General features: G+C 27.7%; 13 protein-coding genes and 1 pseudogene. 8 read left to right on the top strand and 6 right to left on the bottom strand.

The window, feature by feature from the left end; translation table 11 throughout:
• Positions 1-101: 101 nt before the first annotated feature.
• From CHTY_RS02670 to CHTY_RS02680, 4 genes are all read right to left on the bottom strand, one after another.
• Entirely contained in the window at positions 102-833 is a 732-nt protein-coding gene (locus tag CHTY_RS02670; protein ID WP_203552385.1) for a DUF2963 domain-containing protein, read from the bottom strand.
• Positions 834-961: 128 nt separating this feature from the next.
• Positions 962-1,309 (bottom strand): DUF2963 domain-containing protein, encoded by a 348-nt coding sequence (locus CHTY_RS03605; RefSeq protein ID WP_203552397.1) that lies wholly within the window; start codon positions 1,307-1,309, stop codon positions 962-964.
• Positions 1,248-1,421, bottom strand: coding sequence for a DUF2963 domain-containing protein (locus CHTY_RS03610; protein ID WP_420887594.1), 174 nt, complete (start codon positions 1,419-1,421; stop codon positions 1,248-1,250). Before CHTY_RS03610 ends, CHTY_RS03605 begins: the two co-directional genes overlap by 62 nt.
• Positions 1,422-1,445: 24 nt before the next feature.
• A complete protein-coding gene (locus CHTY_RS02680) occupies positions 1,446-1,655 on the bottom strand; it encodes a DUF2963 domain-containing protein (protein WP_210634609.1) in 210 nt (69 codons plus the stop codon).
• Positions 1,656-2,106: 451 nt separating this feature from the next.
• Between CHTY_RS02680 and CHTY_RS02685 the strand changes: the two genes are divergently transcribed.
• From CHTY_RS02685 to CHTY_RS02720, 8 genes are all read left to right on the top strand, one after another.
• On the top strand, positions 2,107-2,685 hold the full coding sequence (locus CHTY_RS02685) for a lambda-exonuclease family protein (protein WP_203552387.1): 579 nt from the start codon (positions 2,107-2,109) through the stop codon (positions 2,683-2,685).
• Between the two features lie 343 nt (positions 2,686-3,028).
• Complete coding sequence (gene rpsU / locus CHTY_RS02690; RefSeq protein WP_203552388.1) at positions 3,029-3,202, top strand: 30S ribosomal protein S21; 174 nt, start codon at positions 3,029-3,031, stop codon at positions 3,200-3,202.
• Positions 3,203-3,567: 365 nt separating this feature from the next.
• Positions 3,568-4,062, top strand: a complete 495-nt coding sequence (gene ybeY / locus CHTY_RS02695; protein ID WP_203552389.1) for an rRNA maturation RNase YbeY — start codon at positions 3,568-3,570, stop codon at positions 4,060-4,062.
• 8 nt (positions 4,063-4,070) lie between these two features.
• A complete protein-coding gene (gene era, locus CHTY_RS02700; RefSeq protein WP_246454097.1) occupies positions 4,071-4,961 on the top strand; it encodes a GTPase Era in 891 nt (296 codons plus the stop codon).
• A 384-nt stretch (positions 4,962-5,345) separates the two neighbouring features.
• Positions 5,346-6,734, top strand: a complete 1,389-nt coding sequence (locus CHTY_RS02705; protein WP_203552391.1) for a glycine--tRNA ligase — start codon at positions 5,346-5,348, stop codon at positions 6,732-6,734.
• On the top strand, positions 6,719-8,539 hold the full coding sequence (dnaG, locus tag CHTY_RS02710; protein WP_203552392.1) for a DNA primase: 1,821 nt from the start codon (positions 6,719-6,721) through the stop codon (positions 8,537-8,539). Before CHTY_RS02705 ends, dnaG begins: the two co-directional genes overlap by 16 nt.
• Before the next feature lie 47 nt (positions 8,540-8,586).
• The gene (gene rpoD, locus CHTY_RS02715) at positions 8,587-10,002 is read left to right on the top strand and encodes an RNA polymerase sigma factor RpoD (RefSeq protein WP_203552393.1); all 1,416 of its coding nucleotides are present in this window, start codon (positions 8,587-8,589) and stop codon (positions 10,000-10,002) included.
• Positions 10,003-10,452, top strand: a complete 450-nt coding sequence (locus tag CHTY_RS02720; protein ID WP_203552394.1) for a class I SAM-dependent methyltransferase — start codon at positions 10,003-10,005, stop codon at positions 10,450-10,452. It begins immediately after the preceding gene.
• Positions 10,453-10,517: 65 nt separating this feature from the next.
• On the opposite strand, the gene CHTY_RS02725 is transcribed toward CHTY_RS02720, so the two are convergent.
• Both CHTY_RS02725 and CHTY_RS02730 read right to left on the bottom strand, forming a co-directional pair.
• Positions 10,518-11,216: a hypothetical protein gene (locus tag CHTY_RS02725; RefSeq protein ID WP_203552395.1), complete on the bottom strand. Its 699-nt coding sequence runs from the start codon at positions 11,214-11,216 to the stop codon at positions 10,518-10,520.
• A 218-nt stretch (positions 11,217-11,434) separates the two neighbouring features.
• A pseudogene (locus CHTY_RS02730) lies at positions 11,435-11,973 on the bottom strand (hypothetical protein); the annotation flags it as partial.

The raw sequence follows: 11,973 nt of genomic DNA on the forward strand, positions 1-11,973 counted from the left end.
AAAAACAAGTTTTATGCTCAAAATTAGTATTTATTCAATAGTTTAGAGTAAAAAAATAAAGAACTAATCTTTTAGAGAATAGTTCTTTGGTTTGATATTTGTTACTTTTTGTGTTGGTTATAGAGTTTAATTGCTTGTTGTTTAAGTTGTTGGGATTGGTTATATAATTCTTCGCCTTGTTGACACAAACTCTCTGCCTCTATTATTTGTTGGGGAATAAAGTTTGATGCGATTGATTTAAACGGTTTGTGTTCGGTAATGGATTTGATATTGCCATTTTCATTGTAATAGGTAGTTTTGATTTGCTCCCCTGTTATTGAGTTATATTCGAAAATTATCCAGATAGAGCCATCTTTGTTGTAGTAGAACGATTTGGTTATTTTCCTTGTATTTTCATCAAATTTATAGATACGGTTAATATTACTGTCTTTGTTATAATAAGTGGTTTTGATTTTTTTACCATTTTGATTGCACTCTTCGGTGTACCAAATGGTGCCATCTATGCAGTATGAAATTTGTTTTGTTTGGTTGCCTGTTTTTTGATTGTAGTAGGTAATAGATAAGATAGTGTTAATATCTTTGTAGTATTCAACTTTTGGTGGATATTTGTGGGATAAGCGTTGTTTTGCTTCTTTCCTTTCTTTATCACCTTCTTTTTTCTCTTTTTTGATTAAGTTACCCATTTCTTGCTTCATTGGTGATGGGGTTTTTGGAGTTTGTAAAGATTGGTGATTGTTGTAAAAATAACATCCTACTAATAATGAAATGATGATAGCAATAATAATAACTGTAATAATTGATTTAGGATTTAATTTAAGGGAGCACTTTTGCATTTTTAATGTTTCTTTTCTTTATGTTAGCATATATACTTCATTATACTTATTTTTTGTAAGTTTTATGCTTAGTTTTGAGAACAGAAAAGAAAAGAAGTTCAATTTGTATTGAGTCTTTGGTTAATTAGCTATTTCTTTTTGTTGTGTTGGTTATATAAATCCATTGCTTCTTGGTAGAGGGATTGGGAGTGGAGTTGTTTGGCTTGTTGGATTTGTTGGGGTGTAAAGTTTGAAGTGACTTCTTTTGTTATTTCCCCTGTTGATGTATCATTTTCGTTGTAAAAGGTAACTCTGAAGTAATGTATGTTTTGTGGGAATTTTGATAGGTCATCAAATTGTCTGATGGATTGGATGGTGCCATCGGGGTTGTATAAGATAGTGTTGGTTGGGTTTCCTGTGGTTGGGTTGTATTCGTTAATGGTGCAAGGGGTGGCCTTTATCCTGATAGCTAATTTCTTGAATTTTTTTACCTGTATTTAAGTCGTATTCGGTAATTTCATCGATGGTGCCATTATTGTTGTAACAGGTAGATTTGTAGTAGTGTTTTGAGGGCGAGACAAATGGGTTGTATTCGTAGATGTAGTAGATGGATCCATTATTGTGGTATTGAGTTTATTTAATTTGTTTACCTGTGGATGGGTCGAATTCGTTGATGAAATCCATAGTGCCATTGTCGTGGTAGTGGGTATATTTGGTTTGGTAGCCTGTTTGTTGGTTGTATTCGTCAATGGTGCAGATGTTTCCATTAGAGTAGTATGTGGTTTTTGTCTGATATTTATGGGGCGAAGAGGATAAGTTATTTTTGAAATAATAAAAACCCAAGCCAATTAATACCAAGGAAACAACAACAACTGTGATAACAATTCAGTTTAGTTTTTGATTTAGGCGGTTGATAAGGATAAAAATTAGGTTTATTTTGCATTTTTTAGTGCTCCTTTTTGTTTTTAGTGTGTTGTACCTTCTTTATTTTATTGTACATGTTTCATTATACTATTTTTTTTTTTTTTTGCAAGAAAGATGCTTAGTTTAGTTATGATTTAGCAATCACACTTAACTATTTTGTGTTATTTTTTACTACTATTTAGCATTAGCAGATTGACAAATAAATATTTATTTATTATAATATATACTATAGGTGTTTAAATAAAAAAATATTAATAAAATTTGTTACTTTTATTTTATTATTGGCTGTTTTCTACTACTTTTTATATGCATATAGCATAAGTTATTTAGTTATTTTATTGATTAGTTAAAAACAAGAAAATGGGATTATATGGAGTTAGAACAAAACACCTTGGCTTGGCATCAACATCGCAAAAAATATATTAATGCTTCTGAAGTAGCAGCTATCATGGGGCTTAATCCTTTTGAAACTAAAGAGCAATTATTACAAAGAAAACTTTTTGATCTTAAAATCACAGATAATGCAGCGATGCAACAAGGACGCATTTTAGAACCTAAAGCACGTTCTTTTTTTAATAAAAGTAGAAATTTTAATTTTAAACCTAAGGTTTTTGTTAAAGATTTTATGTCAGCTTCTTTAGATGGTTGGGATGAAAAAACTCAAAGTTTATTAGAAATTAAATGTCCTATGTCTTTAAACACATTAACTTGGCGCACTTTTTTACAATGCAACAAAATTCCTATTTTTTATTATGCTCAAGTTCAAGCTCAAATATATTGCTCTTCTTCCTTTAAAGCTTATTTTTTGTTATATCAAAACGATCAAAATCATAAAACTAAAGAAGTGTTAGAAGATCCTCGATTTATTAAAGAAATGATTAAAGAGTGTAGTGTTTTTTTTCAATTATTGCAAAAAAGTAAAATGACAAAAGAACAATTAAAATTGTAAATTATTACCACCTTTGCTAATTTTACTTTTTGATATTTTGATATGCTCGCATTAATTGCTTTTATTTTTTCAAAAAAGCCAAATAATTAACATGATACATTTTTTTAACTTTTGTGATTATTTAGTTAATTTGATTTTGGTCTGAATTTTATTGATAAATTTATTTTTTGAACAAATTTTAACAAAAAGAATAAAAAAATTGACAATTAAGAAAAAAAAAGATATAATATAATTAGTTATTTTGTTTGAAATTAGCTTGGATATTTATTTTGATTTTTTTGAACATTTTTAGGTGTTTAAAAATATAATTAATACGAAATACGAATGAAAAAGGAGGTATTTGATGTCAAAAACTTTTTTCCGCAAAGGGGAAACTATCGAAGAAACATTAAGACGTTTTAAGCGCGAAGTTTCTAAATCTGGTGTTTTAGCGGAGGCGCGCCGTAAAGAACATTATATTAAACCTAGCGTACAAAGAAAAAATCGTCAAAAAAGTATACGTAATAAAAAACGTTAGAATGAATAAAAAAGGCTACTTGAAAAAAGTTGCTTTTTTTGTTTTTATTATGTCATTCTCATCATTCCTTAGCACAACCCCTATTTTATATACCCTTTATGAGTGTTGATTCTCCTAAATAATTAATGCAGTCAATTAATTTATCAATCAAGCTAAAGCATTTATACACTTGTTAATTTATTAACTTTTAATTCTAAAATTTTGAAACCTTAAAAAATTAATTAAAAACATAAATATATTTCATTTCCTCAAAAAACCCAAAATAGTTAACAAATATGATTAATATTGTTAATTAGTTTTAATAAAATCAATATATAGTTACTAATTGCTAACCACCACTCATTTATTCTTTTAGGATTTAATCAATGAAAATCAAAATTCATAACCAAACTTCTTTTAACATAGATATTTACCAACAATTGCTAATTCAATTATTTCACACTATTGAAGAAACCCGCCAAATGCATCTTATTTTTGTAAATTCAGACACAATGCAACAGTTAAATCTCTTTTATCGCCAAAAAAATGCTACTACAGATGTTTTATCTTTTCCTAATAATATTTCTAATTATCATCATTTAGAAGCCCAAGAACAAGATAATTCTTTAGGAGATATCTTTATTTGTTGGCAACAAGCTAAAAAACAAGCCGACAATTTAAGACATAGTTTAGAAAGAGAAATCGCCTTTTTAGCAGTTCATGGTTTTTTGCACCTTAAAGGGTATCAACATCGCAATCCAGAAGAATTACAAAAAATGGTTGATTTACAAGAGCAGATTTTACAAAAAAGTAATTTATCGCGGCCTACCGTTGCTAAAACACAAACCATCACAAAAATAACGAAAAACATAAAAAAATGAGGATAAATATGAATTTTAAATCAGGTTTTATTTCTATTTTGGGGCGCCCCAATGTTGGTAAGTCAACTCTTCTTAATGTTTTAATCAACCAAAAAATAGCTATTACAAGCCACAAACCACAAACTACTAGAAATAAAATTATTGGTATTTGTCATGAACAAGATGCTCAATATATTTTTTTAGACACTCCCGGAATTAACACATATAAACATTTATTAAATCAAAAAATGAATCATATTGCCTTTCAAAGTATTAGTGATGCTGATGTTATCTTATTTTTAACAGATTCCCTTTATCAACCTCAGGAAGAATTTTTATTAAAAACTATTTTTACCAAATTAAAATCCAATTTAAAAGCTATCTTTTTAGTTGTTAATAAAATTGATTGTTTCAAGCAGCAAAATCAAATAGACGCTATTATTTTAAGTTATTTAAAGCATTTTCCTTTTCAAAACGTCATTCCCTTATCTGCTATTAAAGGTCAAAATCTTGATAAGTTAAAAAGCACTATTTTACAAAATATTCCTTTAGGGGTTCCTTATTATCCCAAAGACATGATAACTGATCAAAAAAAAGAGTTTTTGATATCAGAGATTATTCGTGAAAAAATTCTTTATTATGTTCATGAGGAAATACCACATTCAGCCGCTGTTATAATCGAAAAAATAGAAAAAAAAACAAAAGTTTTAATTGAAATATGGGCTGTCATTTTGGTGGAAAGAAGTTCTCAAAAGAAAATTTTAATTGGATCGCAAGGCACTAAATTAAAACAAATAGGAACTGATGCTAGAAAAGAATTAAATGCACATTTAAACTTAAAAACCCACATTAACTTATGGGTCAAAGTCAAACCGAATTGGCGCAATCAAAAAGAAGAATTAAATCGTTTTGGCTATTAAAACTTCGAAAAAAACAGCCACATCGTTTTTCCTTAAGGTTCGTTACGCGAATTAAACCAAAAAGCTAAAAAAAGAGAATAAAACTCATGGATAACCAACATTTTTTCTACCTTATTTTGCAAATCATTCCAATCTTATCAATGATTTCGACAATCGTACTTATCGTACTTAATATAATAGCATTCAAAATCGGTTACAAAACTGGAAATTCTAGTAAAAAACTATCAACAATCAAATATGCTTTATAATATTATTATTTGGACTATGTGGACTTTTTTACATTTACGGTTACATCAAAGACACTCGCGACTATTTTGATTCTGAAATGCAAAAACTAAAAGTAAATCAAAAAAACCAAAAACTTAAATGAAGGAGCTTTTGTTAATGGATTCTTTAGAAAAAATCATTATTTTAGCTAAACAAACTGGTTTCGTTTTTGCTGGAAGCGAAATTTATGGAGGATTGGCCAATAGTTGGGATTATGGCCCCTTAGGTAGTTTATTAAAAAATAATATTAAAAAAGCTTGGTTGCAAAAATTCGTGCAAGAACAAAATTACAATGTGTTGCTTGACGGATCTATTTTACTGAATTCTAAGGTTTGGAAAGCTTCAGGACACCTTGATTCCTTTGCTGATCCTTTAACTGAAAATCAAGATAATAACAAAAGATTAAGGGCTGATAAATTAATTGAACAACATAATCCTAATTTAAATATCAGCACTTTGTCTTATGAACAAATGCATCAATATTTAGTGCAACATAAAGTTTTGGGAACAACTAATTGGACACCCATCAAGCCATTTAATATGCTTTTTCAAACTCATCAAGGAACAGTTTTACAAACATCAAAACCTATTTATTTAAGGCCAGAAACAGCTCAAGGTATTTTTATTCAATTTAAAAATATTTTAAAAACGGCTCGTAAAAAAATTCCTTTTGGAGTGTGCCAAATTGGAAAAGTTTTCCGTAATGAAGTAACGCCTGGTAATTTTATTTTTCGAACTTGTGAGTTTGAACAAATGGAGTTAGAATTTTTTTGTCAACCAGGAACTCAAAATGATTGGTTTTCCTATTGGAAAAAGATTATGTATCAATTTTTAATTGGTTTAGGAATGAAACCAACCAATTTAATGTTTAAAGATCATCCCCAAGAAGCATTAAGTCATTATTCTGAAAAAACGACAGATATTTTATTTAAATTCCCTTGGGGATTTGATGAACTTTGGGGCATCGCTTCACGAACTGATTTTGATTTACGCCAACATCAAGATTATTCTAAAAAAGACCTAACTTATTTTGATGAAACAACTAAAAAACGATATCATCCTTATGTTATTGAACCTTCTTTAGGAATTGAAAGATTATTTTTAGCCTTTTTAATCAATAATTATTACGAAGATACAACATCAAAACAAGAAGTAAGACAAGTTTTAACTTTTCATCCTTTTTTGGCCCCTTACAAAGTCGCTATTTTTCCTTTAATTAAGAAAGAACATAGCGCTAAAGCCCAAGAAATAGAAAAATATTTATCTTTATATTTTGATGTCTGTTACGATGAAACTCAAAGTATTGGCAAAAGATATCGGAGACAAGATATGATAGGGACTCCCTTTTGCGTAACCATTGACAATGATACTATCGCCAATCAAACAGTTACTTTAAGAGATCGCGACACTTTAAAACAGCAAATTATGACTGTTGAACAAGTGAAAAATTATGTAATAGAAAAAATGCTTTTTAATTTAGCGGTAAATGAATGCAAGAAGAATTAAAAAAAGAAATTAACGACAAAACTTCTATAGTAGAATTAGTTCAAGAATTTGTTCAATTAAAAAAAACTGGTAAAAATTATATAGGTTTATGCCCTTTTCATGACGAAAAAACGCCCTCTTTTTCGGTTTCTCCTGAAAAAAATATCGCCGTTTGTATGTCTTGTAAAAAAGGCGGTAATCCTATTATTTTTTACCAAAAAATAAAAAATCTATCTTTTAAAGAAGCCGCTTTTCAATTAGCATCTCGCCTTAGTATTGAAACACCTTTAAATGCCAAAAGTACTCATCGATATGCTCATTTACACCATATTATGAAAGAAACAGCTGAATTTTATGTTAATCAGTTAAAATATAATAAAAAAGCTTTATCATATTTATCACAAAGAGGTTTAAATCCAGCCATTATTGAACATTTTAAATTAGGATACGCCCCTAAAAACTCTCTTTTATCTCGTTATTTGATTGATTCAGCTAAATTTAACCCCGAGGATTTAAAAAAATTAAGTTTAATTAATCAAGATGAACATACAGGACGTTGGTATGATTTTTTTCGCAATAGACTGATTTTCCCTATTACCAATTCCAATGGCCATATAATAGCTTTTTCTAGCCGCGGATTTGACGAACAAACTCCTAAATATTTAAATAGTCCCGAAACCGTTATTTTTAAGAAAAGCGAAATTTTATATCAATACTTTGAAAATCAAAATGAAATTCAAAAAAAACAAGCCATCATTTTGCATGAAGGTTTTTTTGATGTTATCTCTTCTTTTCAAGCAGGCATTAAAAATGTTATAGCCACAATGGGAACTAATTTAACTAATAAACATATTAAATTATTAGCCAAATTAACTCAAAAAATAATTATTGCATATGATGGCGATGCTGCTGGAAAAACAGCTGCGTTAGAAATTGCTGGTACCTTACAAAAAAATAATTTTCAAGTTAAAATTGCTCATTTCCCTGATAATTTAGATCCTGATGAATATATTAAAACCAAAGGAAAAGAATCCTATCAGCAATTGTTGGATCATCATGTTAAAGATTTTTTACTTATTAAAATTGATGCTATTTGTCAACAACTTAATGCTAATAATCAAAATCAAATAGTAAATAAAATTAAAGGATTATTTCAAAATCAAGATTTTGCCACTAAAATGTTATATCAAAAGTATTTGCAACAAAATTATCAATTAGCAATTAATTTATCTTTACTAACGCGCTTTAAACCAAATCTTGATCAACCCAGCAAAACCAAAACTAATAATCAAATGTTTGATCAAGTAACGCATATTGTCATTGAATTTTGTCACAATCGATCTTTTTTTGAAGAACATTATGACGCCTTTGATAGAGAATCAATTTATCCTAACATCGAATTTATTTATTTTATTAATAAAATTAAAGATTATTACAACAACAATGCCATAGCCGCCTCCATTCCTTGGGAATATTTTAAAAATGAAGCCAATTGTTTAGAAACAAATGAATTGTTGCACACAATCGAAAAGCATCATTTTTTTAAAAACCAAGAAACTCTTACTAAAGAAACATTTGAAAAATACCTCCAAATTTTAAAAATAAAGAAACAAATTCAACAATTAAAAGAACAGAAAGATAATCTTAAAGATGAAATTCAACAATTAAATCACCACATTCAAGGATTGCTGGTTGAAAATCAATTTCAAACAAATGATTTAATTCATCATTATCAACAAAAAAGACTTGAAAAATATGAAAAATTAAGATATGTGCAAAAAGCATTAAAACAAGAGGAAAATAAACTTAAAGACGTTTATAGTTAATAAAAGTTTCACAAGAATAAAAAATTAAAAAAAGAGGCATTTAATAAATGAATTTGAATGATATCGTTAAAACATTAAACAATAAAGCAGGTGTTGCTAAAAAAATTAACTTTGAAGATGTTAAAATGTTATTAACCCAAGAGAATTTTAAAATTTCATATCAACAAATAGAAAAAAAGTTAAAGGAACAAGGGATTAAAATTACCCCTCCTTTATCATCAGTCTTAAACCACTCTTCTAATATGGATCATAATAGCAATATCAAACTAACTCAAACGTCGCAATTGCAATCGCAAGTAGAAGATGAAATGCTCGCTGATGCTGACTTTCAAAAGTCAACATCTGCTTTATCAGAAGAAACTCCTCAAGAAGAAAATAAAGATGATAAATTAATTGATGATTTGGCAGAAAATCCTCAAAATGAAGGTTTAGAATCTGAACCAAATCTTGAAGACTTAAACTTAACCCTAGATGATAACGACGATCAATTAATCAAAGAAGATGTGACCAAAGTTGCTGCTGACATTAAAATGGATGATTCTGTACGCATGTATTTAAAAGAAATCGGTTGCATCCCTTTGCTTTCACTAGAAGAAGAAAGAAAAAGAACAATTGAAGTGTTTTTAGGCAAACAAGCTAAGCAAAAATTGGATAAAGCTCGTATGCAAGAAATCTCTTTGTCAGAACAAGAAATCCAAGATTTAGAAAACCAAATCAAACAAGCTCAATATGCTAAAGATATTTTAGTAGAATCTAATTATCGTCTAGTTGTTTCTGTTGCTAAACGTTATATTGGTAGAGGCGTTTTATTTCTTGATTTGATTCAAGAAGGTAATATGGGCTTGATGAGAGCAGTTGATAATTTTGATTATCAAAAAGGTTTTCGCTTTTCTACTTATGCTTTTTGGTGGATGTACCAAGGTATTACAAGAGCTATTGCCGATCAAGCAAGAACTATTAGAATTCCAGTTCATATTGTAGAAAATATTAACAAAATAGCTCTTTGCACTAGAAAATTAACTCAACAGTTAAAGAAAAAACCAACAGTTGAAGAAATAGCAATGAAAATGAATGTTTCAGTTGATAAAATAAGAAGTATTCAACATATTGAAAAAAAACCCATTTCTTTAGAATCGCCAGCTCGTGAAAATGAAGATGAAACTTCTTTAGGGGATTTTATTTCTGATCCTAATATTTTATCACCTCATGAATATATGATGAAAGAAGTAACTCAAAAGCTTTTAAATGAAGTTTTAGAAAATACTTTAACTGATCGCGAAGAACAAATTATTAAAATGCGTTATGGTCTTTTAGATGGCAAAAACCATACTTTAGAAGAAGTTGGTAATTTATTTGGTGTTACTCGTGAACGTATTCGTCAAATTGAATCCAAGGCTTTAAGAAGATTAAGAGCTCCTGCAAAACAAAGTAAGTTAAAAAGTCTATATCATAACTATAAATAAATGAAACGGATCCCTTTTATTGCCTCTTTAACTAAAAACTATAGTACTGTTTTAGATATCGGTACTGATCATGGGTTGGTTCTTAAAAAGGCTTTTCAAAAAGAATATATTAAAAAAGCTCTTGCTTCTGATATCAGGATTAAACCTTTGTTGCAATGTCAAAAAAATCTTCAAAATTACCCAGTAACTTTTTATTTAAGTGATGGTTTTGCAAAGATTGATCAAGATTTTGATTTAGCTTTAATTTGTGGGATGGGAACTTACACCATTATTAAAATTCTTTCGCAAGCACCTGATAAAAGTAAACATTTTTTATTAGGAACTCAAAGTAAACTAGATTATTTAAAAAGATGGTTATTGCAAAATGATTTTGTTATTTTAGAAGAGTATAGTTTATTTGATAAATTTTTTTATTCTTTTTTAAAAGTTACTGGTAAAAATATAAAATAAATTAGTTTAATTATTCAATATATATGAAAAGAGACTTGTAAAAGTCTCTTTTTTTGTTTTAATGATTATAATATGCTTTCTTGAATAAAATTATAATATTTATAAGTATATTCTTGCCCTTGTTTATCTATTTTACTAATTAGTTGTTGTTTTTGATTGTAGCGATAAATACTGACAGTATTATTTATTTTAGTAAGTTTATCAAAACATTTAAATATAGGGTGTTTATTAATAACTCCATAATAAATTTTTTTAATTTTTTGATTTTGATCATTATATTTATAAGTGTAGACGGATTTATAAAAACAAGGTGTGTCGTATAAACAAAAGTTTATTTTTTTAATTAGTTGTCCTTTGCGATTATATTTATATTTTGTTTGAATTTGATTTTCACTATTTTTTACAATTTTTAATTGGTTTTTGTCATTATATTCGTATGTGTTTAAAAAATTTTGATCTTGTTGTAGAGTTTTGGATATTATTTGATCCTTGACGTTATAATGATATAAATAATCTTTGTCTTCTTTAAGATTTTTTTTCTCTATTAATTGAGCTTCTTGATTATAATTATACATAGTTTCTATATGGTTATTTTTTAATTTTAAACTTGGTTTATTATGAAAAATATTATAAAAACCGACATCTTGATGTTTTTTTTCCAAAATGGCATGTATTTGAGTGATGTTAAAATTTAAAATAACTAAAAATAAGATCATGATAATTCTTAAAATGTTATTTTTAATAATAATTGGGTAGTATTTCATATTTAAGCTTTACTTTCTAATGGTAATATTGTGTTTTTATATTTTTTGTTATTATTGAAAAATTAATTTTTCAATAATAACATAATTAGTATACAATATTAAATTAGTTTTATGTATCATAAAGATTATTTCCCCTTCTTTTAATGTTTGGTAGATATAATATAAGATAAAGACTCTCTTGGTTAAGAGAGTCTTTATGATTTAATTAAAACAAATAATTATTTTTTATTTTTTTTGTAATAATAATAACTACCACCACTACAAGATAATAATAATATAATTAATATACTTGCCATAACTATTGTTAATGTGTTGGATTTAACAGTATATGTAACTTGTACTTCGCCGTTATAATTTGTAGATGTAACTGTTGCTTTACCATCTTTTATGTTTGTTACTGTTAAGTTATCTTTGTTTAAATCTTTGTTTTTAGCTACAATTGCGTCTTTAATAGTAGCTTCCTTATCGTTTGCTATTTCACCTAATTGCTTATTTTTAATAATTTCTGATATTGATGTGTTGTTGTTGTTTTGAGGTGCTGGTTTAACAGTATATGTAACTTTTACGTTGTCTTTATGTTTTGAAGATGTAACTGTTGCTTCTGTGTCGGTTGCGCCTTCTACTACTGTTAAGTTATCTTTGATTAAAGTAGGGTTTTTTTCTACAATTGCGTTTTTAATAGTTTCATTGTCTTTGTTGTTTATTTGTTCTAAGTTAGTATTTGTAAGAACTGTGCTAAGTGGTTGTTGTTGTTCTG

It is taken from the genome of Candidatus Phytoplasma meliae (assembly GCF_016876135.2).